The organism is Bacillus sp. EB V-12 (assembly GCF_056158125.1).
Map to the genome: position 1 here is coordinate 660,587 of NZ_JBUXJL010000001.1, position 25,590 is coordinate 686,176.

The 25,590-nt window shown below is 35.4% G+C and carries 29 protein-coding genes; 21 read left to right on the plus strand and 8 right to left on the minus strand.

The annotated features are described in order from the left end of the window. Nucleotide 1: 1 nt before the first annotated feature. The gene (locus ACZDYH_RS03575) at nt 2-394 is read right to left on the minus strand and encodes a DUF1885 family protein (RefSeq protein WP_001163299.1); all 393 of its coding nucleotides are present in this window, start codon (nt 392-394) and stop codon (nt 2-4) included. 130 nt (nt 395-524) lie between these two features. On the opposite strand from ACZDYH_RS03575, the gene ACZDYH_RS03580 reads away from it, so the two are divergent. The 4 genes from ACZDYH_RS03580 (at nt 525) to ACZDYH_RS03595 (ending at nt 1,509) form a co-directional block, all read left to right on the plus strand. Further along, on the plus strand, nt 525-821 hold the full coding sequence (locus tag ACZDYH_RS03580; RefSeq protein ID WP_000462038.1) for a DUF3055 domain-containing protein: 297 nt from the start codon (nt 525-527) through the stop codon (nt 819-821). Between the two features lie 194 nt (nt 822-1,015). After that, complete coding sequence (locus tag ACZDYH_RS03585) at nt 1,016-1,144, plus strand: GapA-binding peptide SR1P (RefSeq protein ID WP_000536778.1); 129 nt, start codon at nt 1,016-1,018, stop codon at nt 1,142-1,144. A gap of 59 nt (nt 1,145-1,203) precedes the next feature. Further along, the gene (locus ACZDYH_RS03590) at nt 1,204-1,332 is read left to right on the plus strand and encodes a GapA-binding peptide SR1P (protein WP_000536803.1); all 129 of its coding nucleotides are present in this window, start codon (nt 1,204-1,206) and stop codon (nt 1,330-1,332) included. Nucleotides 1,333-1,380: 48 nt separating this feature from the next. After that, the gene (locus ACZDYH_RS03595; RefSeq protein WP_000536796.1) at nt 1,381-1,509 is read left to right on the plus strand and encodes a GapA-binding peptide SR1P; all 129 of its coding nucleotides are present in this window, start codon (nt 1,381-1,383) and stop codon (nt 1,507-1,509) included. Nucleotides 1,510-1,545: 36 nt separating this feature from the next. On the opposite strand, the gene ACZDYH_RS03600 is transcribed toward ACZDYH_RS03595, so the two are convergent. Together ACZDYH_RS03600 and speA are read right to left on the minus strand one after the other, a co-directional pair. Then, nucleotides 1,546-2,376 carry a protein-glutamine gamma-glutamyltransferase gene (locus tag ACZDYH_RS03600; RefSeq protein WP_102955934.1) on the minus strand — a complete coding sequence of 277 codons (831 nt, stop codon included), beginning with the start codon at nt 2,374-2,376 and terminating at the stop codon, nt 1,546-1,548. 75 nt (nt 2,377-2,451) lie between these two features. Next, nucleotides 2,452-3,924 carry an arginine decarboxylase gene (gene speA / locus ACZDYH_RS03605; protein ID WP_000084899.1) on the minus strand — a complete coding sequence of 491 codons (1,473 nt, stop codon included), beginning with the start codon at nt 3,922-3,924 and terminating at the stop codon, nt 2,452-2,454. Between the two features lie 367 nt (nt 3,925-4,291). On the opposite strand from speA, the gene ACZDYH_RS03610 reads away from it, so the two are divergent. Beyond that, nucleotides 4,292-4,561, plus strand: coding sequence for a UPF0223 family protein (locus tag ACZDYH_RS03610; protein ID WP_000456562.1), 270 nt, complete (start codon nt 4,292-4,294; stop codon nt 4,559-4,561). Between the two features lie 81 nt (nt 4,562-4,642). On the opposite strand, the gene ACZDYH_RS03615 is transcribed toward ACZDYH_RS03610, so the two are convergent. Then, nucleotides 4,643-5,269: a YktB family protein gene (locus ACZDYH_RS03615; protein ID WP_000155317.1), complete on the minus strand. Its 627-nt coding sequence runs from the start codon at nt 5,267-5,269 to the stop codon at nt 4,643-4,645. A 206-nt stretch (nt 5,270-5,475) separates the two neighbouring features. On the opposite strand from ACZDYH_RS03615, the gene ACZDYH_RS03620 reads away from it, so the two are divergent. Then, nucleotides 5,476-5,664 carry a hypothetical protein gene (locus ACZDYH_RS03620; protein WP_001250165.1) on the plus strand — a complete coding sequence of 63 codons (189 nt, stop codon included), beginning with the start codon at nt 5,476-5,478 and terminating at the stop codon, nt 5,662-5,664. Between the two features lie 88 nt (nt 5,665-5,752). Beyond that, nucleotides 5,753-6,538 (plus strand): inositol monophosphatase family protein, encoded by a 786-nt coding sequence (locus ACZDYH_RS03625; protein WP_102955935.1) that lies wholly within the window; start codon nt 5,753-5,755, stop codon nt 6,536-6,538. Nucleotides 6,539-6,588: 50 nt separating this feature from the next. On the opposite strand, the gene ACZDYH_RS03630 is transcribed toward ACZDYH_RS03625, so the two are convergent. Next, entirely contained in the window at nt 6,589-6,768 is a 180-nt protein-coding gene (locus tag ACZDYH_RS03630; RefSeq protein WP_000400127.1) for a DUF5325 family protein, read from the minus strand. A gap of 140 nt (nt 6,769-6,908) precedes the next feature. On the opposite strand from ACZDYH_RS03630, the gene typA reads away from it, so the two are divergent. The 3 genes from typA (at nt 6,909) to ACZDYH_RS03645 (ending at nt 9,505) form a co-directional block, all read left to right on the plus strand. Then, entirely contained in the window at nt 6,909-8,753 is a 1,845-nt protein-coding gene (gene typA, locus ACZDYH_RS03635) for a translational GTPase TypA (protein WP_000914762.1), read from the plus strand. 158 nt (nt 8,754-8,911) lie between these two features. Further along, the gene (locus ACZDYH_RS03640; RefSeq protein WP_000893662.1) at nt 8,912-9,214 is read left to right on the plus strand and encodes a YlaH-like family protein; all 303 of its coding nucleotides are present in this window, start codon (nt 8,912-8,914) and stop codon (nt 9,212-9,214) included. A 15-nt stretch (nt 9,215-9,229) separates the two neighbouring features. Next, a complete protein-coding gene (locus ACZDYH_RS03645) occupies nt 9,230-9,505 on the plus strand; it encodes a hypothetical protein (protein ID WP_001258151.1) in 276 nt (91 codons plus the stop codon). Between the two features lie 35 nt (nt 9,506-9,540). On the opposite strand, the gene ACZDYH_RS03650 is transcribed toward ACZDYH_RS03645, so the two are convergent. Continuing rightward, nucleotides 9,541-9,741: a YlaI family protein gene (locus ACZDYH_RS03650; RefSeq protein ID WP_002082250.1), complete on the minus strand. Its 201-nt coding sequence runs from the start codon at nt 9,739-9,741 to the stop codon at nt 9,541-9,543. A gap of 145 nt (nt 9,742-9,886) precedes the next feature. Here ACZDYH_RS03650 and ACZDYH_RS03655 point away from each other — a divergent pair, with 145 nt between their 5' ends. Together ACZDYH_RS03655 and ACZDYH_RS03660 are read left to right on the plus strand one after the other, a co-directional pair. Beyond that, the gene (locus tag ACZDYH_RS03655; protein ID WP_000024596.1) at nt 9,887-10,342 is read left to right on the plus strand and encodes a pyridoxamine 5'-phosphate oxidase family protein; all 456 of its coding nucleotides are present in this window, start codon (nt 9,887-9,889) and stop codon (nt 10,340-10,342) included. Nucleotides 10,343-10,588: 246 nt separating this feature from the next. Further along, entirely contained in the window at nt 10,589-11,917 is a 1,329-nt protein-coding gene (locus ACZDYH_RS03660) for a PhoH family protein (protein WP_000358083.1), read from the plus strand. A gap of 31 nt (nt 11,918-11,948) precedes the next feature. On the opposite strand, the gene ACZDYH_RS03665 is transcribed toward ACZDYH_RS03660, so the two are convergent. Next, the gene (locus tag ACZDYH_RS03665) at nt 11,949-12,446 is read right to left on the minus strand and encodes a molybdopterin-binding protein (RefSeq protein ID WP_001289809.1); all 498 of its coding nucleotides are present in this window, start codon (nt 12,444-12,446) and stop codon (nt 11,949-11,951) included. A gap of 155 nt (nt 12,447-12,601) precedes the next feature. Between ACZDYH_RS03665 and ACZDYH_RS03670 the strand changes: the two genes are divergently transcribed. The 3 genes from ACZDYH_RS03670 to pyc all read left to right on the plus strand — a co-directional run bounded on the left by ACZDYH_RS03670 (nt 12,602) and on the right by pyc (nt 17,971). Continuing rightward, complete coding sequence (locus ACZDYH_RS03670; RefSeq protein ID WP_000135694.1) at nt 12,602-12,889, plus strand: Fpa/YlaN family protein; 288 nt, start codon at nt 12,602-12,604, stop codon at nt 12,887-12,889. A gap of 125 nt (nt 12,890-13,014) precedes the next feature. Next, complete coding sequence (locus ACZDYH_RS03675; RefSeq protein WP_000758412.1) at nt 13,015-14,193, plus strand: FtsW/RodA/SpoVE family cell cycle protein; 1,179 nt, start codon at nt 13,015-13,017, stop codon at nt 14,191-14,193. Between the two features lie 331 nt (nt 14,194-14,524). Continuing rightward, nucleotides 14,525-17,971: a pyruvate carboxylase gene (gene pyc / locus ACZDYH_RS03680; protein WP_434712666.1), complete on the plus strand. Its 3,447-nt coding sequence runs from the start codon at nt 14,525-14,527 to the stop codon at nt 17,969-17,971. Between the two features lie 85 nt (nt 17,972-18,056). Here pyc and ctaA read toward each other — a convergent pair whose 3' ends face one another. Further along, on the minus strand, nt 18,057-18,992 hold the full coding sequence (ctaA, locus tag ACZDYH_RS03685; protein WP_001188742.1) for a heme A synthase: 936 nt from the start codon (nt 18,990-18,992) through the stop codon (nt 18,057-18,059). Nucleotides 18,993-19,489: 497 nt separating this feature from the next. Between ctaA and ctaB the strand changes: the two genes are divergently transcribed. The 6 genes from ctaB (at nt 19,490) to ctaG (ending at nt 25,397) form a co-directional block, all read left to right on the plus strand. Next, nucleotides 19,490-20,413: a protoheme IX farnesyltransferase gene (ctaB, locus tag ACZDYH_RS03690; RefSeq protein WP_001015058.1), complete on the plus strand. Its 924-nt coding sequence runs from the start codon at nt 19,490-19,492 to the stop codon at nt 20,411-20,413. Between the two features lie 93 nt (nt 20,414-20,506). After that, nucleotides 20,507-21,556 carry a cytochrome c oxidase subunit II gene (coxB, locus tag ACZDYH_RS03695; RefSeq protein ID WP_000745268.1) on the plus strand — a complete coding sequence of 350 codons (1,050 nt, stop codon included), beginning with the start codon at nt 20,507-20,509 and terminating at the stop codon, nt 21,554-21,556. Between the two features lie 60 nt (nt 21,557-21,616). Then, a complete protein-coding gene (gene ctaD / locus ACZDYH_RS03700) occupies nt 21,617-23,452 on the plus strand; it encodes a cytochrome c oxidase subunit I (protein ID WP_153578907.1) in 1,836 nt (611 codons plus the stop codon). Then, a complete protein-coding gene (ctaE, locus tag ACZDYH_RS03705) occupies nt 23,452-24,075 on the plus strand; it encodes a cytochrome c oxidase subunit III (protein WP_000557861.1) in 624 nt (207 codons plus the stop codon). The genes ctaD and ctaE overlap by 1 nt, the downstream gene beginning before the upstream one ends. A gap of 3 nt (nt 24,076-24,078) precedes the next feature. Further along, nucleotides 24,079-24,411 carry a cytochrome c oxidase subunit IVB gene (ctaF, locus tag ACZDYH_RS03710; RefSeq protein WP_000985706.1) on the plus strand — a complete coding sequence of 111 codons (333 nt, stop codon included), beginning with the start codon at nt 24,079-24,081 and terminating at the stop codon, nt 24,409-24,411. Between the two features lie 80 nt (nt 24,412-24,491). After that, the gene (gene ctaG / locus ACZDYH_RS03715; RefSeq protein ID WP_000069022.1) at nt 24,492-25,397 is read left to right on the plus strand and encodes a cytochrome c oxidase assembly factor CtaG; all 906 of its coding nucleotides are present in this window, start codon (nt 24,492-24,494) and stop codon (nt 25,395-25,397) included. Nucleotides 25,398-25,590: the final 193 nt, after the last annotated feature.

The window sequence follows — 25,590 nt, forward strand, 5'->3', positions numbered from 1 at the left end:
ATTAGCGTTTATAAAAATACATTGTTCTTCCATTAAATAATTGTAACTCTCCTTCTAATTTCTTCGCTAAAAAACGGCAAAATTCATTTGCTTTCCCTTTGTCACCAAATGTTGCATTAGGTGGTAAAGAAACTTGGATGAAAGATTGTTCATTTTCTATACCAACACCAATATAAATTGAGTCATACCGGTCGTGATTGGATTGAAGTTTTAATGTTGTTGTAGATGTATCTAAAATTTCATAAGGAAAAGCGGTATTTGTATACGTGTAATTAATTTGGGCACCAGTTTTAGAAGTAACTGTTTTATAATAATGAAAAAGTTGTTTTATATCATCTATTGAAACTGATTGTTGGTTGGATTTCGGTACAAGCGTAATAAAGGCGTGTTGCATATAAGTTCCCCCTAACTTAGTAGAATACTATCATTCTACATCCTACTGAATTTTTTGACAATTAAAAGGAGTATTACATGTTTTGTTTAATATACTATTAATGAAACGTGATGTAGAAAGGTGGAAACCAATGTTTGAAAAATTGTATGATGAGCATGAAAGTGTGAAGGTACGATTTTTAGGGTTTATGACACATGATACACGTTATGATTTTGGTGTTATTTATACAAATATGTTTTTTGGAAAGCCGCTCATTGTTTGTATGCAAACAGGAAGGTCTACTTTACTCGGACGAGATGATGTAGAGAATGTTCAATATATACAGGAGATTTTTAAATTAGGATCAGAAGAGGAAGCAAAGGAGTTAGCTCAGTTTTTCAAATTTCTAGTTCCGTCAACTTCTTTACATGCGGAATATGAAGAATAATTAATGTGAAACAGTCGTACTTATAAATATGGCTGTTTTTTATTTGAATATCGCATACTAATTTAAATTTAAAATATTTAATGTGTTATACTAAAAACCTATTGACGTAAAAAGTATAACATATTAAAATAAAGACAGAAAGTTAAGCGGTTACAAAAAGTTTTTGGGATTATAAACTTAGGGGGAAATGAAAAATGGGAACAATCGTATGTCAAGATTGTGAAGGTACAATTGCACACTTCGAAGATGAGAAAGTAACGGTACTTTACGGGAAATGTGGATCTTGCGGATGTGATCACACAGAGCATACAAAAGCCCAATAATTGATAGGAAATGGACAGCTAAAAGTTTTTAGGACCATAAACTTAGGGGGAAATGAAAAATGGGAACAATCGTATGCCAAGTATGTGAAGGAACAATCGGACATTTTGAAGATGAGAAAACGACGGTACTTTACGGAAAATGCGGAACAAATTGTGACTGTGCTAGAAAAGATAATGCGAAAGCTTAATGATAAATAAATAGATAGATTACTATTGAAACTCAGGGGGAAATGAAAATGGGAACAATCGTATGCCAAGTATGTGAAGGAACAATTGGACATTTTGAAGATGAAAAATCAACAGTACTATACGGGAAATGTGGATCTCATTGCGAATGTGACCATAAAGAACATACAAAAGCTTAATAATAAGAAAAAGCGCCTACATGTGTAGGCGCTTTTTTAATAAATTGTAGTTGTATGACCAACTGTTGCAACGATTGCATCATCCCTAATCGGAATAAAGCTTATGGAGGTCTGTGGTGTACTAAAAGAAGCGTATTGGCTCATTATACGACTATCGATACGGGTAATAGTATCGGTCAAGAAAGCTGAAATAAAAGCGTAAGGGACTCGTCGTTCATTTAATGAATAAATAATTTCTTCTTTTGTTTTTACACCTACGCCATGCCCGTAAAAAAAGAAATTTCCTAAATAGATTGTATTTTCTCCTTGCCATTCAATCGTAGCTGGATTTACTTGTGGGTTTTTAAAGTAAACGAGGTCACCTGGAACAAGATCGCCACCGTTTTTTGTTATAAGCCTTAGATCTTGGTCGTAGTCCCATGTATAAAGTAAAAGGTTTGCAAATAGACGATTGAAAGTTTCTTCCTCATACAATGATAGTAAAGCTTTATAAAAAATAATGATCATAGCGGTTGCGCATTCAGTTCCATATAGTTTTCCGTTTTTGAAAATATCCTGTATGGCAATAGAAGGTGGTATGTTTGGAAGAAGCTCGAATCCCCCAAGAGACGTTCTTTTCCAATACTGGGGGTTGCAAAAGGATTGTTGAAATGTACGAAACTGAAATCCACTTTGAAAAAGCTCTAGTGCAGAGATAATAATATTAACTCGTAAATTGAGATCAAAGCTGAGTTCATCAGCTGTTCGGAAGGAATAAACTTCTTGATTTCCTGCCATTATTGATAAAATTTGTTGTTTCTCTGCTGCAAATGGCTCATATTCATTTGTAATATAAGGATGTACAATAGAACGGCCTATTACAATCATAATAGTATCCCCACCTATACGTTACATTCTTAAGTATCGTATGAAGAAAAGGAAAAAAGGTGAAAAAAAAGCCTATCAACTGATAGGCTTGTACTCTTTAATAACACGTAATGTTTGTAATGTCATATCTTCAGGACCTTGTACAGGTAAACCTGCTTCTAAGTTTTTACGAATATACTCTAAGTTTTCTTGTGTAATAATTTCCCCCGGAGTAAAGATTGGAATCCCTGGCGGATAAACCATAACAAAATCAGCTATAATACGACCCGCTGCATTTTCAAATGGAATGACTTCTGTTTCCGAATAAAAAGCATCTCGAGGAGAAAGTGCTAGCACTGGAATTTCTGGAATCTCTACTTGTACTTGAACACCTTTATCTGCCCTATTTCTAAATGTTGCTGCTAAATCTTGTAATGCTGCAATAAGTGTATTTGTATCACTTTCTGTATCTCCCAAAGTGATAAGACATAGTATGTTGTATAGATCTGAGAGTTCTACTTCAATGTTATATTGCTCTCTAAGCCATACTTCAGCTTGGTGGCCGGTAATACCTAAATCTTTTACAGATACAATTATCTTTGTAGGATCATAGTTAAAGGTAGCATCTGTACCTAACATTTCTTTTCCAGGACAGTAAAGATGCTCAATAGAATTTATAGCATCACGAACATGCTCAGCTAATTGTATTGTTTGTTCTATGAGTGCTGTTCCTTCTGTAGCAAGACGTTTTCTCGCAACATCAAGGGATGCTAACAAGATGTAAGAAGTTGATGTAGTTGTAAGCATGCTAATAATAGATTGGACATGCTTTACATTCACTAAGCCTTCTTTCACATTAAGAATAGAACTTTGAGTTAAAGAGCCTCCTAATTTGTGAACACTTGTTGCTGCCATATCCGCACCAGCTTGCATCGCTGACATAGGTAATTCATCGTGAAAATGAATATGAACACCATGAGCTTCGTCGACTAGTACAGGGATGTCATAAGAATGTGCTAATTGTACAATCTGTTCTAAGTCTGCAGCAAACCCAAAGTACGTTGGGTTAATAACAAGTAAGCCCTTTGCATCTGAGTGCTCTTCAAGTGCTTTTTTGACAGATTGAATTGTGATTCCATGAGAAATACCGAGCTTCGGATCGATTTCAGGATGCATGAAAATCGGTTTTGCACCTGAGAAAATAATAGCTGACATTACTGATTTATGCACGTTTCGTGGTACTAGGATTTTGTCACCAGGACCGCAAACGCTCATCACCATTGTCATAATAGCGCCACTTGTACCTTGAATAGAAAAGAAAGTATGATCTGCACCGAATGCGGCTGCTGCTAAATCTTGTGCTTCTTTAATCATACCTTTTGGATGATGTAAATCATCGAGTGGCGCAATATTAATTAAATCAATTGCTAATGCATTATGCCCAATAAATTCGCGAAATGTAGGATCCATGCCTTGTCCTTTTTTATGACCAGGAATATGGAATTGAATTGGATTTCGCTTACTGTGCTCAACTAAAGCGGTAAACAATGGTGTTTCGTATTGGGACAATCTATACACCCCTTCTTCTTCATAATATTTAGTGTAATTTGTTTTATATAATCCTGCTCTAAAAAAGTGTAGCCCTTTTTAGAATAAGGCTTGTTTTTCTGCCATTCAAAAAATCGTTTTTGAGATGGTAGCTTCACTTTATTTTCTATAAAACAAAAGCATTATATCACCAATAATTATAGATGTATAGAAAAAAATCTTTTTAAGGTGAGTATGTTTAATAGTTAGCCTCAACTAATGAATAGAGGAAGACAATTCCATTAAAATGAATAAATAGTGTATAATGCAGAGTGGCTATAATGAAGAATAAAATATTCTCTTTAAGATAGCATAATGAAACAAGAAGAAATGATAAATGAGGTGCGAAATGGAATATCAATATCCGTTAGATTATGATTGGTCAAATGAGGAAATGGTTACAATGGTGAAGTTTTATGAAGCGATTGAGAAAGCTTATGAAAAAGGAATTATAAGAGAAGAGTTAATGGGTTTATATCGTCGTTTTAAAGAGATTGTTCCATCGAAAGCAGAAGAAAAGAAAATTGATAAAGAATTTCAAGAAGTAAGTGGATACTCTATATATCGTGCTATTCAAAGGGCAAAAGAAGTCGAAGAACAAAAGCTTGTGAAAATGTAAAAAATATTTTGAAAAATAAAAACTGAAGTGATATAATGTGATAACAACTAAAAACGGACAATATAAATTGTCCGTTTTCTACTATCGATTACAAAGTGCATATAAAGGAAGGAGTGATTGCATCGTAGATTCAATCTTAGCAAGGAATTGTTCGTTGGTCATTGCTGAAAACTCCTCTGGTGATATATGAATACCAACTAATAATTCTGCTTTTTTTACAGTAGCTAATCGTTCAATCATCTTTTGTAAGTCTTCGGTTTCAAGTGTTTTATGTAATTTCACACTTGGTTTAGTATGGTCAATGGACCAAACGAAGTCATTTGGAATATTTGTTTTTAAATCATTTAAATGTTCTAAGAAGGCATGAGCCGTCTCAACTTTTTGTGGACACTCATAGATTAAACCAAAGTATATGAAGGCATGAGTACCCCATAAGCCGATTTGGAAATGCGGTAGCATTTTATATCCTCGTTTATTTGTTGAAAAAGCAACCCAAGTATCGTTTGGTGGATTGACTTTGCGGCGTGCGTGTTTTGCAACATGATAAAAAAAGTTCTCATCAGTTTGTTTGGATAAGTATTCTGCAAATTGTTCCCCTAAAGCTTCTAGCTTAGGATGAATGTTCGTTTTAATTGCACTCATTCGTTCTTCGAGACCATCAACTGTAAAGACATCAAAATCAGTTGACTTGAATGTTTGTATTGTCATGATTGTTCCTCCAACTCCTATTTTGCTTTTATTTTAGCATAGCTTGTACTATTCATAAAAAAAACAGCACAAAAAAATTTAAATAAAAAAATATAATTTTGTTGCATAGATGATTTATCCAACATAGTATAGTATAAAACAAAAAATCAGAAAATTGAATTAATTCTAGTCCGAGGGCAGACGAATATTGGGAGGAGGCAAATAATATGAGACAGGTGATTAATGCGTTAAAGAGAACAGATGCTGAAAAGAGAATACCGGTGCTACGTTTGGAGCTAGATTATGAATTAGCAACTTTATATGATGCGATGATGGAAGATGATAACCAGAAAAAAGAAGAGTGTGTACAAAAGTTAGAAGTGTTAAGACTTGAAATGATTCGTTTAGAAGCGTAATAATAGTATATGTATAAAAAATTAGTTGGTGCGAACCTTATAAAGGGTTCGTTTTTTCTGTGAACAGTATAGATCGGAGTGTTTAAACATGCAAGAAGTATGGAAAGACATCGATGCACACGCCAAACGGTGGATTCGGGATGCAGGAGAGCATTTAATGGCATCAATGAAAAAAGCACTTATTATAGAAACAAAATCAAATGCAGCTGACTTAGTTACAAATATGGACCGAGAGATAGAACAGTTTTTAATTGGGAAAATTAAAGAAACATTCCCGAATCATAATATTTTAGGAGAAGAGGGTTATGGAGACGAGATAACGTCTTCTGACGGGGTTGTTTGGTTAATTGATCCAATTGACGGCACGATGAACTTTGTTCATCAAAAAAGAAATTTTGCGATTTCAATTGGGATTTATGAGAACGGTATCGGAAAGATTGGACTTATATATGATCCAGTGCATGATGAACTATATCATGCAGTCAAGGGATCTGGAGCTTTTTGTAATGATATATCAATTCCTCCATTGGAAAAAGGAACTGTAGAGCAAGGTATTGTAGCTTTAAATGCGATATGGCTTACAGATAATCCATTGCTTAATATGGAAAGTATGATGGCACTTGTTAAGAAAGCAAGGGGCACAAGGTCATATGGCTGTGCAGCGTTAGAGATGGTATACGTTGCAACAGGAAGAATAGATGCATATGTAACGCCGAGATTATCACCATGGGATTTTGGCGGAGGGCAGATAATTGTAGAAGAAGTTGGAGGTAAGGTGACGACATTCTCTGGAGCGCCACTTTCTATCATAGAGAAGAGCAGTATGTTAGTTGCAAAACCAGGAGTGTATGAAGAAGTGTTATCGTTTATATGAGAGCAACAAAAAAAGTAAGAGGCTGTGTATAAGCTTCTTACTTTTTAGCGTTATTGTGATTTGCGCATTTTTCTTTTTGTTACAAAACCGTATCCAACTGTAACAAATGTGCCGATAATGCAAATAATAATACCGATTGGACTATTTTCAGCAATCATAATGCCGATACCGATTAAGAAAATAACACCGATAATTGCAGTTAATAAAAAGCGATATTGAATGTGTTCCATTTCTTCACCCTCCAATCTCATTTTACTTTCACAAAAGTAAGAATACAACTATATTTTCATTCTTGCTTTTATTTTAATTGCTATTGTATCCCCTTCGCTCTTATAATAGAGAAGGATTAAAAAGACATTAGGAGTTGGACATGTTGAAAAAACGACAAGATTTACGTAATATAGCAATTATTGCCCACGTTGACCATGGTAAAACAACACTTGTTGACCAGTTATTACGTCAAGCGGGGACTTTCCGTGCGAACGAACACGTTGAAGAACGCGCAATGGATTCAAATGATCTAGAAAGAGAACGCGGTATTACAATTTTAGCGAAAAATACAGCGATTCACTATGAAGATAAAAGAATTAACATTTTAGATACACCTGGTCACGCTGACTTCGGTGGAGAAGTAGAACGTATCATGAAAATGGTTGATGGTGTTTTACTTGTTGTTGATGCATATGAAGGTTGTATGCCACAAACACGATTTGTTTTAAAGAAAGCTCTTGAGCAAAACTTAACTCCAATCGTAGTTGTAAACAAAATTGACCGTGACTTCGCTCGTCCAGATGAAGTAGTTGATGAAGTAATCGACTTATTCATTGAGCTTGGTGCAAACGAAGATCAATTAGAGTTCCCAGTTGTATTTGCATCAGCAATGAACGGAACAGCAAGCTTAGATTCAAATCCAGCAAATCAAGAAGAGAATATGAAATCATTATTCGATACAATTATCGAACATATTCCAGCACCAATTGATAACAGCGAAGAGCCACTTCAATTCCAAGTAGCACTTCTTGATTACAACGACTACGTTGGACGTATTGGAGTTGGTCGCGTATTCCGCGGTACAATGAAGGTTGGACAACAAGTTGCTTTAATGAAAGTAGACGGAAGCGTGAAGCAATTCCGCGTAACGAAATTATTCGGTTACATGGGATTAAAACGTCAAGAAATTGAAGAAGCAAAAGCAGGGGACTTAGTAGCCGTTTCTGGTATGGAAGACATTAACGTAGGTGAAACAGTATGTCCAGTTGAACATCAAGATGCGTTACCATTATTACGTATTGATGAGCCAACACTACAAATGACGTTCCTTGTAAATAACAGCCCATTTGCAGGTCGTGAAGGTAAATACATTACATCTCGTAAAATTGAAGAGCGTCTTCGTTCACAATTAGAAACAGATGTAAGTTTACGTGTAGATAATACAGATTCTCCTGATGCGTGGATCGTATCTGGACGTGGGGAACTACATTTATCTATCTTAATTGAAAACATGCGTCGTGAAGGTTATGAATTACAAGTATCTAAGCCAGAAGTAATCATTAAAGAAGTTGATGGCGTAAGATGTGAGCCTGTAGAGCGCGTACAAATCGATGTACCTGAAGAATACACTGGTTCTATTATGGAATCTATGGGTGCACGTAAAGGTGAAATGTTAGATATGGTGAATAACGGAAACGGTCAAGTTCGCCTTACTTTCATGGTTCCAGCACGTGGTTTAATTGGTTACACAACAGAATTCTTAACATTAACTCGTGGTTACGGTATTTTAAACCATACATTCGATTGCTACCAACCAGTACACGCTGGACAAGTTGGTGGACGTCGCCAAGGTGTTCTAGTTTCACTTGAAACAGGAAAAGCATCACAATACGGTATTATGCAAGTTGAAGACCGTGGTGTAATCTTCGTTGAACCAGGTACAGAAGTATATGCTGGTATGATTGTCGGAGAACACACTCGTGAGAACGACTTAACAGTTAACGTTGTGAAAATGAAACAACAAACTAACATTCGTTCTGCGACGAAAGATCAAACTTCAACAATGAAGAAACCACGCCTAATGACTTTAGAAGAATCATTAGAGTACTTAAACGATGACGAGTTCTGTGAAGTAACTCCAGAATCAATTCGTCTACGTAAAAAGATTCTTGATAAGAGTGAGCGCGAAAGAGCTGCTAAGAAAAAGAAATCTGTTGAAGCGTAAAAATAAAAAAACAACGCCCTTTATAAAGGGCGTTGTTTTTTTATTTTGTTTATTTTTTAGAATATTTACTCTTTTTTTGTGGACAGTATTTTTTTTGCGAGTTACTCTTGTATTAAGTGTATAAAGAAAATTGCATTTTACTGCTAGGGGGGAAGAGTGTGTTAGAAAGGATGTCTTTTTTTGCAAAATTGTGTAAGGTAGATGAAAATCCAGAGTTAGGAATGTGGTTACTTTATGGGACGATTATTATATTAAGTGCTCTCGTTTATAATTTAGGGTTTGCTAGAAAGTTGTCTGTACTAAAAAATATTGTGATATACATATCATTAGCAATTGGATGCACAGTATTAACCTTTTTTGCTGTGTTTTTACCTGTTGGAGAAGGACTTGTTGTAGCGGCAATTGTACTTGGAATTTATAGACTGCGTTTGCGTCAAGCGAAACAACAAAAAGCAGGATAAGAAAGGGGAGTTTTCATGCGTTCAGTACAAGATGCACTATATAATTGGTTAACAATTAAAACAGTTGCGGAAGCACGTCCAGATGATAGTGCTGCAAAAGAAACATATTTGTTATTTCAAAATATGGTATATGAAGAACATAAATTAAGAAATGTGGAAGTCGAAAAGAACGAGGAAATGTATTTAATTACATATGAAATAAATGGAGAACGGAAATCTGCAAGGTTTCCGTTAGAAGCCATTGATTGTTTTTTGGATCAGATGAATCGTGAACCAGAAAAATATAAATAAGTCCTTATCTATATGAGTAAGGACTTATTTACATTTTACCAATCATCTTCGATTTTTTTATCACGATATAATCGGAAATTACCACTTGCATGACGTTCCATTGTACGCTCTGCAATTCGTTCCGAACATTCCATGCACATATATGTATGAATAGGGCGATTACGCAGTTTTTTTGCCATAGGATTTTCATCATCTAACATATCTTTTTTATCACAAATCATACATTTGACTCTCATTTCGTCACCTCAATACGAATTCTATCAGTATAAGTATATCATGGAAGTATAATGTTTTTGAATAATAGTGGGAAAAAATAATATTTTCGCAATTTGAAAAATAAGTTATGATAAGGATATACCAAGTATATTTGGAGGTGAAAATATGGCGAATGTAGTAGAGCCTACCTTAACAGAGGATTTAGTACAAACGTTGCGTAAAGAGTGTATTGTTATGATAGCAACGACAGATTTCGAAAAACAAGTTCCTAACGTAAGTGCTATTTCTTGGGTGTATGCAGTGAGTAAAACTAGTATTCGATTTGCAGTAGATCAACGTTCACGTATTGTGGAAAATATACGTCATAATACAGGTGTGGTATTGACTATAATGGCGAATGAATCCGTATTTTCTATAAGTGGTGCAGGTGAAATTTTGACAGATAGAATGGAAGGTATTTCTCTAAAATTAACTGTAATAGAAGTAAAGGTGCAAGAAGTGCGTGATGTTATGTTTTATGGAGCGAAACTTGCAATTGAACCAACATATGAAAAAACATATGATCTTCGGGCAGCGAAAAAGCTGGATAACGAAGTCTTAGTAGGGATAAGAGAATTATAAAGATGCTAAATAAGAAATTCGTTTATTCACTTTTGTAGTCGGTTATTGTGATTTAACGTTAATAATTATAATAAAAAGTAATATATTGAATAGAAATGAATAAAGAATAAATAAAAGGTTTAATGACTATGATTTTCGATTCTACCTCGTTTACACGGTACATATAATTATAACAATGGTTCGTCCATATTGTATGGATGAAACCCTTGTTCTACAAATTTAAAAGTGGAGTCAGGGGGTAACAGGTTGGATAAAATTTATGTGTTAGATACGAATGTACTTTTGCAGGATCCTTTATCTATTTTTTCATTTGAAACCAATGAAGTAGTGATTCCAGCAGTTGTATTAGAAGAGGTTGATTCGAAAAAACGTTATATGGATGAAGTAGGAAGAAACGCTCGTTATGTATCTAAGTTAATAGATAAATTTCGTGAAATAGGAAAGCTGCATGAAAGTATCCCGCTAGAAAACGGCGGAACATTTCGTATTGAATTGAACCATCGTTCATTTGTGCAACTACAAGATATTTTTGTAGAAAAAACAAATGATAATCGAATTTTAGCTGTAGCAAAAAATCTATCTTTAGAAGAACAGGAAAAAGAGGACGGGAAGTCTGTTATTTTAGTAAGTAAAGATGTACTCGTAAGGGTAAAAGCTGATGCAATTGGTTTGAAGGCTGAAGATTATTTAAGTGATCGCGTAATTGAAGTAGAAAATATATATTCTGGTTTTTTAGAAGGATATATATCAAAAGAACAATTGGATTATTTTTATGAGAAAGGTGAATTGCCTCTATCTGAAATTGCGAATCATCCTTTTTACCCAAATCAATTTGTAGTAATGAAAGATGCATTAGGGGGCTCTAGTTCTGCGCTTGGCATTGTGGATCACTTAGGGAAGAAGGTAAAGAAACTTATTTTTCACAATGAACAAGTGTGGGGGATACGACCACGAAACGTGCAGCAAATTATGGGATTAGAATTGTTGCTTCGTGAAGATATTCCGCTTGTAACGTTAACGGGGAAAGCCGGCACAGGAAAAACGTTACTTGCGTTAGCTTCGGGACTTATGCAAACAGAAGACTTAGGGTTATATAAAAAATTACTTGTGGCAAGACCAATTGTTCCAGTCGGAAAAGATATCGGTTATTTACCAGGAGAAAAAGAAGAAAAATTAAGACCATGGATGCAGCCAATTTTTGATAACCTAGAGTATTTATTTAATACGAAAAAGCCAGGAGAGTTAGATGCTATTCTAGCTGGAATGGGTTCGATTGAAGTAGAAGCCCTTACTTATATACGCGGGAGAAGTATTCCAGATCAGTTCATTATCATTGACGAAGCACAAAATTTAACAAAGCATGAAGTGAAAACGATATTAACTAGGGTAGGGGAAAAGAGTAAGATTGTATTGATGGGAGATCCTCAGCAAATTGATCACCCATATTTAGATGAATATAATAATGGCTTAACGTATGTTGTAGAGAAGTTTAAAGAACAGCGTATTAGTGGTCATGTGAAGTTTGTTAAAGGAGAGCGATCTAATTTAGCTCAACTAGCAGCAGATTTATTGTAAAAAGGAGTGAGCTTAAGCTCACTCCTTTTCTTTAAATAATTGTAAATTTACGGATGTTACGGATTGGATTTTGTTGATTAGATCCATCATTGAAATAGAGATGAACAGGCCCGTCTTCTTTTAATGGTTTTCCTTCTTTTGAAAAGCCTAGTATAGCATTTTTGACAGTTTCTAATGGAAGTGTCATTGTATGATCTACCGTTTCAATTTCAACTTGCGTAGCGTCCTCTAAAATTTCAGCGTTAGCAAGGAATGGATGAAATGGTATACCAAATGTTCCAGTAATCAGCTGTTCTTTTTTATATTTCTTCACACTTTGTTGTATTGGAGGAAAAGCGGCACCATCACGGATTTCGCGATCCCAATGTTCTGAAGTGTTTTTTAAATAAGTTTCTAGTTCAGACGTGTTTTCTCTAGTTTCATCAAAGTAAGTTGTCAAATCTACTTTTCGATCATCAAAGATCCAAACAGTTGGATCAATAGTGATTGGAAAACGTACTTTTCCGTTAATAAATAAAATTTCGCTCATTGTTGTTCCCCCATTTGTGTTATACTCCCACTTTTCAGTATAATAGTATTAGACACTGTTGTCACAAAAAATGTTTCTATTGCAATTTATTAAAACTATCGCTAATATTAATAGATAGGATAGAGGAGAGTAGGACGGAAACGGAGGGAATCAATTTGGCGTCTGAGACAGTAGCAAATCATCAGGAAAAGGCACTAGCCCTTCTACAAGCGGATGCAGAGAAGATTTTAAGACTTATTAAGGTGCAAATGGACCATCTTACAATGCCGCAATGTCCATTATATGAAGAAGTGTTAGACACACAAATGTTTGGACTATCCCGCGAGGTCGATTTTGCAGTTCGCCTTGGTCTTATTGCAGAAGAACAAGGGAAAGCAATGTTAGGTGAGCTCGAACGTGAGTTATCTGCACTTCATGAAGCATTTACAAACAAACAACAATAACGGGTTCAAATAAGGGGGCTCAAACTAAATTAGTTTGAGCTTTTTATTTGTATAATAAAGCAGGAAGAATCAATGTACATATGGAATACAACAATAATTAAATTGAAACAGAAAGAGGAAATGAAATGAAAAAAGTATGGAAATCAATGGATTATTCATTATTACTTCCTCTTGTTATCTTATGTGTGCTGGGAGTAATAATGGTATATAGTTCTAGTTCCATTGTTGCGATTTCGAGGCATAACTGGCCGGCAAATTACTTTTTTAAAAAACAATTAATAACTTTAGCTATTGGAACGGTATTGTTAGTAATTGTAGCTTCGTTACCTTATAAGTTTTGGAGGAAACGAATAATTTTATCCGCGATGGGGCTAGGGAGTATTGCTTTACTAGCAGCAGCCTTGATTTTTGGTAAGGAAATAAATGGTGCAAAAGGTTGGATATTAGGTATACAGCCCGCTGAATTTGTTAAACTATCGATTATTATTATATTAGCTCGCTTTTTTGCAAGGAGACAAGAAACAAATACACCTGTTTTTAAAGGGTCGGGACTTACACTTGGATTTGTTGGAATGGCAATGTTTTTAATTTTAAAGCAAAATGATTTAGGTACCGATTTGTTAATTGCAGGAACAGTAGGGATTATGTTTCTTTGTTCAGGAGTAAGGATTAATTTATGGATTAAACGAATTGTTTTAACTTCTATAGTATGGATTCCAGCTCTATATTTTTTGGCTAATTATAAATTAAGTGGATATCAAAAGGCACGTTTTTCAGTTTTTCTTGATCCATTCAATGATCCTCAGAATGATGGATTCCAATTAGTAAATTCTTTTATTGGAATTGCTTCAGGAGGGCTAAATGGTCGAGGATTAGGAAATAGTGTGCAAAAATATGGGTATTTACCAGAACCGCAAACAGATTTTATTATGGCTATTATATCTGAAGAATTAGGTTTTATTGGTGTAGCTATTATTTTAATTTGCTTGCTACTTATTATTATTCGTTCATTCAGGATTGCTCAAAAATGTAACGATCCTTTTGGAAGTTTAATTGCAATCGGAATTGCAAGTTTAATAGGAGTACAAACTTTTGTTAATGTTGGTGGTATGTCTGGATTAATACCGCTTACGGGAGTGCCTTTACCATTTATTAGTTATGGTGGAAGTTCCTTAATAGCTAATCTACTTGCAATGGGAATACTACTTAATATTGCTAGTCACGTGAAACGACAAGAGAAACAACAGAATGGTCTAATGAAAGAAAGAGAACAAAATGGACCACATCTTGTAGTTGTAAAATAAAAACACATTATGCTTTAGAGCATAATGTGTTTTTATTTTTAAGTAGTTTTAAATGTGATGTATTAATATATCTTTCGGTTAAACAATATATCACATTTAGTTTAATGTGATATACAATTAAGTTGTTAGAAAAGGAAGAGGTATGCTATACTATTTTTGTGAAACAAATTGCACAGAAAACTTATCATTTGTTAAAAAATAAGGTATGATGGATAAAAATAAAGTGAAGCTTTCTAAGTATAATATAATGTGGAAAGTGAAGAACTTCACGCTTTTTAAGGTGTGTATATATTTTATCTCTAGAGTGGTAGGAAAGTAGAGGGGGAAAATCATGACAAAGCTGCAACGTATTCAAAAAGTATTGGTAGCTAACCGTGGAGAGATTGCAATTCGTGTGTTTCGAGCTTGTTCGGAACTTGGATTAAAAACAGTTGCAATCTATTCTAAAGAGGATAGTGGTTCTTATCATCGCTATAAAGCCGATGAGTCCTATTTAGTTGGGGAAGGAAAAAAACCAATTGATGCTTATCTAGATATTGAAGGCATTATTGAGATTGCAAAAAGTAATCATGTAGATGCAATCCACCCTGGATATGGTTTCTTGTCAGAAAATATTCAATTCGCTAAACGTTGTGAAGAAGAAGGAATTATCTTTATCGGTCCGAAAAGTAAGCATTTAGATATGTTTGGAGATAAAGTGAAAGCAAGAACACAAGCGCAGCTAGCACAAATTCCAGTTATACCTGGTAGTGATGGTCCAGTAAATTCATTAGAAGAAGTCGAAAAATTTGCTGAAAAGTATGATTACCCGATTATTATTAAAGCATCCCTTGGGGGTGGCGGTCGTGGTATGCGTATTGTGCGTACTAGTGAGGAATTAGGAGAATCATATAATCGAGCGAAATCAGAAGCGAAAGCAGCCTTTGGTAATGATGAAGTTTACGTCGAAAAATTCGTTGAAAAACCTAAACATATAGAAGTACAAATTTTAGCAGATGAAGAAGGCAATGTTGTTCATTTATACGAGCGTGACTGTTCTGTACAACGTCGTCATCAAAAAGTTGTAGAAATTGCACCGAGTGTATCACTTTCAGATGATCTGCGTCAGCGTATTTGTGATGCTGCTGTGAAGTTAACGAAAAATGTAAGTTATTTAAATGCAGGAACAGTAGAATTCCTTGTAAAAGATGATGAGTTTTACTTTATTGAAGTAAATCCACGTGTTCAAGTAGAACATACGATTACAGAAATGATTACGGGAGTAGATATTGTTCAATCACAAATTTTAATAGCTGATGGACATGCATTACATAGCAAAATGGTAGGTGTTCCGAAGCAAGAGGAAGTAGTTGTACATGGATTTGCAATTCAATCTCGTGTAACAACTGAAGATCCGCTAAATAATTTTATGCCGGATACAGGAAAAATTATGGCGTATCGATCAGGCGGTGGTTTTGGTGTACGTCTTGATACAGGAAATAGCTTCCAAGGTGCAGTTATTACACCGTACTACGATTCTTTACTTGTAAAAGTTACAACTTGGGCACTTACTTTTGAGCAAGCTGCTGCAAAAATGGAACGTAACTTAAAAGAATTCCGTATTCGTGGTATTAAAACAAATATTCCATTCCTAGAGAATGTAGTAAAACATAAAAACTTCTTATCAGGAGAATATGATACTTCATTTATCGATGCGTCACCTGAATTGTTCTTGTTCCCGAAACGTAAAGACCGTGGAACGAAAATGTTAAATTACATTGGTACAGTAACAGTAAATGGTTTCCCAGGGGTAGGTAAAAAAGAAAAACCAATATTCCCAGATGCTCGTATTCCATGTTTAAAACATTCAGAGCCAATCCAAAATGGAACGAAACAAATTTTGGACGAGCGTGGAGCGGACGGATTAGTAAAATGGGTACAGGATCAAAAGCGTGTACTTTTAACGGATACAACATTCCGTGATGCACACCAGTCATTACTTGCAACTCGTATTCGTACAAAAGATTTACATCAAATTGCGGAGCCAACAGCGAGAATGTTACCGAACCTATTCTCAGCGGAAATGTGGGGCGGTGCAACATTTGACGTTGCGTATCGTTTCTTAAAAGAAGATCCATGGGAACGATTACTAGATCTTCGTGAAAAAATGCCGAACGTGTTATTCCAAATGTTACTTCGTTCTTCAAACGCAGTTGGATACAAAAACTATCCAGATAATTTAATTCAAAAATTTGTGGAATGTTCTGCTCAAGCAGGCATTGATGTATTCCGTATTTTTGATAGCTTAAACTGGGTGGAAGGCATGAGAGTTGCAATTGACGCTGTACGAGACACTGGTAAAATTGCAGAAGCAACAATGTGCTACACAGGGGATATTCATGATCCACTGCGTAGTAAATATGATTTAAATTACTATAAAAATTTAGCAAAAGAGTTAGAAGCATCAGGAGCTCACATTTTAGGTATTAAAGATATGGCAGGCTTACTAAAACCAAATGCAGCATATGATTTAGTTTCTGCATTAAAAGAGACAGTGTCGATTCCAATTCATCTGCACACGCACGATACGAGTGGAAATGGTATATTAACGTATACGAAGGCAATTGAAGCGGGTGTTGATATCGTCGATGTAGCAGTGAGTTCTATGGCTGGTCAAACGTCACAACCAAGTGCGAACACGCTATACTATGCATTAGGTGGAAACGAAAGACAACCAGATGTTAATATAGATTCTTTAGAAAAACTATCTCATTATTGGGAAGATGTACGCAAATACTATGCACCGTTTGAAAGTGGTATGAATGCGCCGCATACAGAGGTATATATGCATGAAATGCCGGGTGGGCAGTATAGTAATCTTCAGCAACAAGCGAAGGCGGTTGGTTTAGGAGATCGCTTCGATGAAGTGAAAGTAATGTACCGCCGTGTGAATGACATGTTTGGAGATATTGTAAAAGTAACGCCATCATCAAAAGTTGTTGGTGATATGGCATTATTTATGGTTCAGAACCATCTGACAGAACAAGATGTTTTAGAGCGTGGACATGCGATGGACTTCCCAGGGTCTGTTGTTGAAATGTTCTCTGGTGATTTAGGTCAACCGTACGGTGGTTTCCCGAAAGAATTACAAAAGATTATTTTAAAAGGGAAAGAGCCATTAACAGTAAGACCAGGTGAATTACTAGAGCCAGTAGATTTCGAAGCGTTAAAAGAAGAATTATTCCATAAACTTGGACGCGAAGTAACGATTTTTGATGTAGTGGCATATGCTTTATATCCAAAAGTATTTATGGATTATGAAAAAGTTGCTGAGCTTTATGGAAATGTATCTGTACTTGATACACCGACGTTCTTCTATGGTATGAGACTAGGTGAAGAAATTGATGTAGAAATTGAACAGGGTAAAACATTGATGGTTAAACTAGTATCAATTGGAGAACCTCAGCCGGATGGAAACCGTGTTCTTTACTTGGAATTCAACGGTCAACCACGTGAAATTATCGTGAAAGATGAGAGTGTAAAAGCAACAGTTGCACAACGTGTGAAAGGAAACCGTGAGAATCCAAATCATATTAGTGCAACGATGCCAGGAACGGTAATTAAAGTAGTTGTAAAAAAAGGCGACGAAGTGAAAAAAGGCGATTCTATGGCAATTACAGAAGCGATGAAAATGGAAACGACAGTTCAAGCGCCGTTCAATGGTAAAGTGAAGAAAGTATATGTTAACGATGGTGATGCAATTCAAACGGGTGATTTACTTATTGAATTAGATCACTAAAATAAAAAAAGGGCTGTGTAAATACAGCTCTTTTTTTATTGCAAAAAAATCCCTTGCCAATTCGGCAAGGAATTTTAGTTTTATATTATTTTGTTTGTTTAGAAGTTGATGCAGCTTCTTTTGCATTCACTTTACTTCTTGTTCCTAACATAACTAAATAGCATAGTACAGCAAACAAGCAAGAAATAAATAGAGAATGTAACAATGCCATCGCTAAACTAGCGTTTGTAAATACAACTAAAACTCCTACTACAGCTTGAAGTGTAACAAGGATAAATGAAATGATCCATCCCCAATATACGACAGGTTGCTGTTTGTAATGGCGAATAGCGAGAATCATCGCGTATAGTATCCAAGCGAAAATTAACATCGCTGCAACTCTATGGCCCATTTGAACCCATTCATGTAGTTGAGTTGGCATAGGTCTGTTTTTGCTACATAAAGGAAAGTCTGGACAGGCTAAGCTAGCTCGTTCGTGACGTACTAAAGCGCCTGTGTAGACGACGATATAACTGTAAATTGTTACACCATAAATATGAAATTTCATTTTTTTGTCCATAATAAGTGAACGTGCATCAAATTTTTGGTCAATTTCAAAGATAAGACACGTTAATAAAATGACAGAAGCAAATGAAATTAAGGAAATACCGAAGTGGATAGCAAGTACAGCGGGCATTTGGCCCCAAACAACTGCTGCTGCTCCCATTAATGCTTGTGCAACTAAAAATACGAAGGATAAAATTGCTAACGTTTTTGTTTCACGCACATGTTTATAATATTTCCAGGACAAAATACAAAGGAGAGTGACAAGAATTCCAGCTGATCCTGATGTTAATCGGTGACTAAGTTCAATAATAGTTTCCATTGATAAATTAGATGGAACAAATTCACCGTTACAAAGTGGCCATGATTTACCACAACCTTGACCAGAACCTGTTTTTGTAACTAAAGCGCCTCCTAATAAAACTATTAATAAATCAAGGCTTGTAATGACTGCTAACCATTTAATAAAGCGTTGCAATCTCTTTCACCATCTTTCTGCTATGAAGTTATTGCGAAATATTTTCATTCCATTATGTATAGAATAAAACGCGCTAGTTCCTATGATATATAAAAAATAATAAAATAGCAAAGAAATGGAGGAGGAAGGAAATGGGGAGAAAACAGGTGTAAAAACAGGGTTCCTAAGGAAAATTTTGGGTGAAAAATAGGCTATTTTGAAAAGAAATGGGGAGAATACGTGTTAAATAGGACAAAATAGTTTATTATAGAAGGTAACATCATGTTATGATAAGGACAAGTCAGAATGAAGTTTTTTATATTCGACACAAAAAGTTCATGTTTTCTTCACAAAATGTTCGGGAAATATGATTTAATATATTGGAGTATGAGCGTAGATTAGTAGTAGAATGGGTTAACAATGTTTCTACTGTAATAATATTGCTATATAGAAGCGAATTATTTCATTTGAAATATGCGCAAAAAGAAAGATGAAAGTTTTAAGAGGGGGTTAGAGTGATGAACCATGCAACAAGTGAGCTGCATGATGAGTCCGCTGTTACAAGTGTACCGGAAACAACTCGGTTACAAGATTTAAAAGCACTCGTTAAAATGGGGATTGTAAACTCAAATACACTTACTGTATTTACAGGATTTTGGTTGGCATTACACTTTAATGGATTAAGTGTAATGGACAATCTGGATAAGTTATTCTTTACAATCGTTGGTTCTGGATTAGTTATGGCAGGGGTATGTTGTTTAAACAACTACATTGATCGAGACATTGATCCATTAATGGAAAGAACAAAGACCCGTCCAACGGTTACTGGAAAGTATAAACCAGGATTTGCACTTACATTTGGACTAGTCATATTACTTCTTGGTTTTGTATTTTTATTATTAACAACACCAATGGCAGTCTTAATGGGATTTATTGGTGCTTTCACATATGTTGTTCTATATAGTTTATGGACAAAGAGAAAGTATACACTAAATACTGTTGTAGGTAGTATATCTGGTGCAGTTCCTCCTTTAATTGGATGGGCAGCAATCGATCCATCTTTAGGCCATCCAATTGCTTGGATGTTATTTTTAATTATGTTTATTTGGCAAATCCCACATTTCCTTGCATTAGCAATGAAACGTGTTGATGAATATCGAAATGCAGGAATTCCAATGCTTCCTGTAGTTCATGGATTTGAAATTACGAAACGCCAAATTATGATTTGGACAGTATGTTTATTACCACTACCATTTTATATGAGTGGACTAGGGATAACATTTATGGTAATTGCAACACTGCTTAACATCGGATGGATCGTTTTAGGATTTTATGGCTTCCGTAAGAAAGATGACATCAAATGGTCCGTGCAAATGTTTGTTTATTCCCTAAATTATTTAACAATCTTATTTGTATCAATGATTGTAGTTACATTCTTCTAAGACAACGACATAATTGGATTTCTTTACGTTGAGATTTACTTTACTTAACTATAAAGTACAATCTAATTCACAAGGAAAGTGGGGGTTGTTTGTATGAAGAAACAGTGGCGACTGCTTTCGTTCGTTTCACTGCTGGCTTTACTGTTAGGGGGATGCGGTAAAGCCTTTCAATCTACTTTAATTCCGCAAGGAGAAGTAGCAAAAATGCAATATGATTTACTTCTACTGGCGAGTGCAATCATGGTAGGAGTAGTACTAGTAGTTACTATTATTTTCTTATATGTAATTGTGCGTTTCCGACAAAAGAAAGGTCAGGAAGATTATATTCCAGAGCAAGTTGAAGGGAATCACAAGCTAGAAATTATATGGACAGTTATTCCGATTATTCTTTTACTAATCTTAGCTGTTCCAACAGTTACATATACATTCAAACTTGCTGATGTAAGTGCGATGGAGAAAAAGAATATTGATAAAGATACTATCGTTGTTGATGTAACAGCGAATCTTTATTGGTGGGAATTTTCTTATAAATCAGAAAAGATAGTAACTTCGCAAGATTTGGTCATCCCCACAGGTAAGAAAGTGTATTTAAATTTGAAGGGTGCCGATATTAAACACTCATTTTGGGTTCCATCTTTAGCAGGGAAAATGGATACAAATACAGACAATGTGAACAAAATGTGGTTAAAGGCAGATAAATCGGGCACTTATAATGGTTTTTGTACAGAATTTTGCGGCCCATCACATTCTTTAATGCAATTTAAAGTGAAAGCTTTAGATGAAAGCGAGTACAAAAAATGGCTTGCTGATATGAAGAAGATTGATGGGAAGAAAGAAGTAGCTTCAACAAAGGCGCAAGAGGGCCAAGAAATATTTAATAAAAGCTGTATTGGTTGTCACGCAGTTGGATCTAATGATAGTAGACCACCTTCCGCTCGTATCGCACCAAACTTAGCAAACTTTGCGGATCGCGATATGGTTGCCGGTATTGCCGAAAACAATGAAGAAAACTTAAAAAAATGGCTGAAAGATCCTGAAAATATGAAGCCAGGAAACAAAATGACTGGCAAATATGGCAACTTAACGGATGATCAAATTGATGCATTAAATGCATATTTACAAACGTTAAAAGTTGAAAAGTAAAGAGGGACTATTCGCGAAGGGGAGGTTGAAAACGTGAGTTCTGTAGCAAAAAAACAGGGGATGGGTGCTGTCATATGGGATTATTTAACGACAGTAGACCATAAAAAGATTGCCATTCTCTATTTAATTGCAGGTGGATTGTTTTTTGTAATAGGCGGAATAGAAGCTCTATTTATTCGCCTTCAATTAGCGATTCCTAACAACGCTTTTCTTGTTGGGGATGCTTATAATCAAGTATTAACGATGCACGGTACAACAATGATTTTCCTCGCAGCTATGCCACTCGTGTTTGCATTTATGAACGCCGCTGTACCACTTCAAATTGGTGCACGTGATGTAGCGTTCCCGTTTTTGAATTCACTCGGATTTTGGTTATTTTTCTTTGGTGGAGTATTTTTAAATTTAAGTTGGTTTTTAGGTGGAGCACCTGATGCAGGATGGACATCTTATGCATCTTTAGCTTTAGCCTCTAAAGGTCATGGTGTTGATTTCTATGTACTCGGCTTGCAAATCTCAGGTATTGGTACACTAATTGGAGGAATTAACTTCCTTGTAACCATTATTAATATGCGCGCTCCAGGAATGACGTATATGCGTATGCCGATGTTTACATGGACAACATTTGTAACATCTTCGCTTATATTATTCGCTTTTCCGCCGTTAACTGTAGGATTAGGACTTTTAATGTTAGATCGTTTATTTGGAACAAGTTTCTTTAATCCGGCATTGGGCGGGAATACAATTATATGGGAGCATTTATTCTGGATTTTCGGTCATCCAGAAGTATACATTCTTATACTCCCAGCTTTCGGAATATTCTCAGAAATCTTCGCGACATTTTCGAAAAAACGATTGTTTGGTTATTCATCGATGGTGTTTGCGACTGTATTAATTGGATTTTTAGGATTTATGGTATGGGCGCACCATATGTTTACTGTTGGACTTGGTCCAGTTGCTAATGCTATTTTCTCAGTTGCAACAATGGCGATTGCGGTTCCGACTGGTATCAAAATATTCAACTGGCTCTTTACAATGTGGGGCGGAAGTATTCGTTTTACGACACCAATGATGTGGGCAGTAGCTTTCATTCCATCATTCGTAATGGGTGGAGTTACAGGGGTTATGCTAGCATCTGCACCAGCTGATTATCAATTTCATGATAACTATTTCGTAGTAGCGCATTTTCATTATGTAATCGTTGGCGGTGTTGTATTTGGTTTACTTGCAGGAGCTCATTATTATTGGCCACTGATGTTTAATAAAGTATTAAATGAAACATTAGGAAAGATAACGTTTTGGCTATTCTTTATCGGCTTCCATTTAACTTTCTTTATTCAGCATTTCCTTGGCTTGATTGGTATGCCACGCCGTTACTACACATATCTTGAAGGGCAAGGGTTGGAAATGGGGAATATGATTAGTTCCATCGGAGCGGTGTTTATGGCTCTTGGAACGATTGTTCTTCTATTCAATGTAATTAAAACGACAGTATCAAAAGAAAAAGCTGGTCGTGATCCGTGGGATGCACGTACATTAGAATGGACAATGCCAGCACCGACACCAGAATATAACTTTAAACAATTACCATTTGTTCGCGGATTAGATCCGTTTTGGATTGAAAAACGTGAAGGTAATAAAGAAATGACAGCAGCGGAACCAGTTGGTGATATTCATATGCCAAATCCTTCGTTTTCACCATTTGTCATTTCTTTCGGATTGTTTATAGCGGCATTTGGTGCGATGTATATGCAGGGCGGAAAAGATAAGTTCTGGTTATTAGTAGCAATTATTGGTTTAATCATTACATTTGGCACAATGTTCCTACGTTCAGTAATTGATGATCATGGGTATCATATTCATAAAGAAGATTTAGAGGATAAGGGGGGCAAGGCATAATGCACGTAGATGAAAAATTAACGAATGAAACATTTCCAGCAGAGCCTGAAAAAGCAACCCTTGAAGGGAAAAATAAGTTTGTCGGTTTTTGGTTATTTCTTGGAGGCGAAACAGTGTTGTTCGCTTCCTTATTCGGAACATATTTAGCGTTAAAGAATTCTACAAATGGTGGACCAACATCTCAAGAGATGTTCCAAATGCCACTCGTTTTCATTATGACGATGCTTTTATTAACGAGTAGCTTAACGAGTGTATATGCGATGTATCACATGAAAAACTTTAACTTTAAGAAAATGCAGCTTTGGTTACTAGTAACAGTATTGCTAGGTTTAGGGTTTTTAGGATTTGAGATATATGAGTTTTATCATTATACACATGAATTTAAGCATACTATGAGAAGTAGTGCGTTTGGCTCTGCGTTTTATGCTCTTGTTGGTACACATGGACTCCACGTATTGTTTGGGTTATGTTGGATTTTAACATTAATCTTTAGAAATGCGAAGAGAGGTCTAAATTTATACAATGCACCGAAGTTTTATGTTGCATCGATTTATTGGCACTTTATTGACGTAGTTTGGGTGTTTATTTTCACTGTAGTATATTTAATGGGAATGGTGGGATAAACAATGGCGATAAAGCAAACGAATAATCCTAAAGTTGATCTTGTTTATCGGAAGAGAAAAAGTGCGGAGGAAATGAGGCATCAAGTTATTACGTTTGCATTAATGATTTTTTTAACATTAGTTGCATTTGTAGCGGTGGCGTATCCAAAAACTTTTAGTCCGATTTTCTCTGTACCGTTTATTTTACTATTAGCAGTGGTACAAGTAATTTTTCAATTGTATTATTTTATGCATATGAGTCATAAAGGACATGAAGCAGCAAGTTTCTTTCTTTACTCTGGTCTGCTAATAGGGTTAATTACAATTTTAGCTTTTATGACAATCGTGTGGATTTGAAAAGTGAAAAATAAGGGAGCTTGTGTTGTCACAGCTCCCTCTTCATATTATGAGATAACCTTACGAAGGTAGGTGTGAAAATGAGTAACTTGTGGATATTTGGTTTTCAGGCTTTATGGAGTCCAATCTTTTTATTATTTATGCTTTCGATTCTTATTGGGTACTTCTTAATTATTGGGCCATATAGAATGCGATTTGAAAATGCGACGAAGGTAAGTAAGAAGCAAATTTTTTATTTTACGACTGGTATTGTTCTTTTGTATTTTGTAAAGGGAGGGCCTATTGATTTAATTGGCCATATTATATTTAGTGCTCATATGTTTGAAATGGCAGTCATGTATATTGCAGTTCCACCGTTACTGTTGCTTGGTATACCAATTTGGTTATATCGTTACATTACTTCTTTTAAGTTTGTTCAAATTATATTAAAGGCATTTGCTAAACCGCTTATTGCGTTATTTGTATTTAACGGCCTGTTTTCTTTTTATCATTTACCAGTTGTTTTTGATACGGTAAAACAAAGTCAAATAGCTCATCCTATTTGTCTCGCTATATTGTTTTTTACAGCAATCATGATGTGGTGGCCGATGTTAAATCCATTACCAGAATATCAAACGTTAAGTGATATAAAGAAACTTGGTTATATGTTTGCTAACGGCATATTATTAACGCCTGCATGTGCGTTAATCATTTTTGCGACAGCCCCGTTATTTGCAACGTATACGGATCCGGCTGCTTGGATGAAAGCGATGGAACTATGTGTACCAGCGGGCACTTTATCAGATTTAAATATAACGGGACCAGAATTTTTGCACTGGATGCCAGTCGTACAAGATCAGCAAACTGGTGGTATCATAATGAAAATTGTCCAGGAAATAGTGTACGGTACAATTATAGGCTATGTATTCTTTAGATGGGCACGTAGAGAACGTGAAAAGGATAAGGAGCAGTTGCAACAATTGCCGCCGTATTTACAGATTAAGTAAAAAAGTGTATGGGATTCCATGCGCTTTTTCTTTTTAGCTACCTTAAAAAGATTGAATTTTCTAACTTTTTATGTTAAGTTAGTGTAGGCGTGTACTAAAAGTGGAGATAAAATTTACTACTAGCTTTCATGCGTAATAATTCCATATGTAGTGCAAGTTTTTTAGAGAGTTACAAATATATATTGTTATCTTT

Bases quoted from the DNA above. Each gene is read 5' to 3' on its own strand.
- ACZDYH_RS03580 (WP_000462038.1), top strand. From the start codon at position 525: ATGTTTGAAAAATTGTATGATGAGCATGAAAGTGTGAAGGTACGATTT.
- ACZDYH_RS03645 (WP_001258151.1), top strand. From the start codon at position 9,230: ATGCGTTCAGTACAAGATGCACTATATAATTGGTTAACAATTAAAACA.
- ACZDYH_RS03655 (WP_000024596.1), top strand. From the start codon at position 9,887: ATGGCGAATGTAGTAGAGCCTACCTTAACAGAGGATTTAGTACAAACG.
- pyc (WP_434712666.1), top strand. From the start codon at position 14,525: ATGACAAAGCTGCAACGTATTCAAAAAGTATTGGTAGCTAACCGTGGA.
- ACZDYH_RS03610 (WP_000456562.1), top strand. From the start codon at position 4,292: ATGGAATATCAATATCCGTTAGATTATGATTGGTCAAATGAGGAAATG.
- ACZDYH_RS03620 (WP_001250165.1), top strand. From the start codon at position 5,476: ATGAGACAGGTGATTAATGCGTTAAAGAGAACAGATGCTGAAAAGAGA.
- ctaG (WP_000069022.1), top strand. From the start codon at position 24,492: ATGAGTAACTTGTGGATATTTGGTTTTCAGGCTTTATGGAGTCCAATC.
- ACZDYH_RS03615 (WP_000155317.1), bottom strand. From the start codon at position 5,269: ATGACAATACAAACATTCAAGTCAACTGATTTTGATGTCTTTACAGTT.
- ctaD (WP_153578907.1), top strand. From the start codon at position 21,617: ATGGGTGCTGTCATATGGGATTATTTAACGACAGTAGACCATAAAAAG.
- ACZDYH_RS03650 (WP_002082250.1), bottom strand. From the start codon at position 9,741: ATGAGAGTCAAATGTATGATTTGTGATAAAAAAGATATGTTAGATGAT.
- ACZDYH_RS03625 (WP_102955935.1), top strand. From the start codon at position 5,753: ATGCAAGAAGTATGGAAAGACATCGATGCACACGCCAAACGGTGGATT.
- ACZDYH_RS03575 (WP_001163299.1), bottom strand. From the start codon at position 394: ATGCAACACGCCTTTATTACGCTTGTACCGAAATCCAACCAACAATCA.
- ACZDYH_RS03600 (WP_102955934.1), bottom strand. From the start codon at position 2,376: ATGATTGTAATAGGCCGTTCTATTGTACATCCTTATATTACAAATGAA.
- ACZDYH_RS03675 (WP_000758412.1), top strand. From the start codon at position 13,015: ATGAAAAAAGTATGGAAATCAATGGATTATTCATTATTACTTCCTCTT.
- ACZDYH_RS03665 (WP_001289809.1), bottom strand. From the start codon at position 12,446: ATGAGCGAAATTTTATTTATTAACGGAAAAGTACGTTTTCCAATCACT.
- ctaF (WP_000985706.1), top strand. From the start codon at position 24,079: ATGGCGATAAAGCAAACGAATAATCCTAAAGTTGATCTTGTTTATCGG.
- ctaE (WP_000557861.1), top strand. From the start codon at position 23,452: ATGCACGTAGATGAAAAATTAACGAATGAAACATTTCCAGCAGAGCCT.
- typA (WP_000914762.1), top strand. From the start codon at position 6,909: ATGTTGAAAAAACGACAAGATTTACGTAATATAGCAATTATTGCCCAC.
- ACZDYH_RS03585 (WP_000536778.1), top strand. From the start codon at position 1,016: ATGGGAACAATCGTATGTCAAGATTGTGAAGGTACAATTGCACACTTC.
- coxB (WP_000745268.1), top strand. From the start codon at position 20,507: ATGAAGAAACAGTGGCGACTGCTTTCGTTCGTTTCACTGCTGGCTTTA.
- ACZDYH_RS03595 (WP_000536796.1), top strand. From the start codon at position 1,381: ATGGGAACAATCGTATGCCAAGTATGTGAAGGAACAATTGGACATTTT.
- ACZDYH_RS03630 (WP_000400127.1), bottom strand. From the start codon at position 6,768: ATGGAACACATTCAATATCGCTTTTTATTAACTGCAATTATCGGTGTT.
- ctaB (WP_001015058.1), top strand. From the start codon at position 19,490: ATGAACCATGCAACAAGTGAGCTGCATGATGAGTCCGCTGTTACAAGT.
- ACZDYH_RS03590 (WP_000536803.1), top strand. From the start codon at position 1,204: ATGGGAACAATCGTATGCCAAGTATGTGAAGGAACAATCGGACATTTT.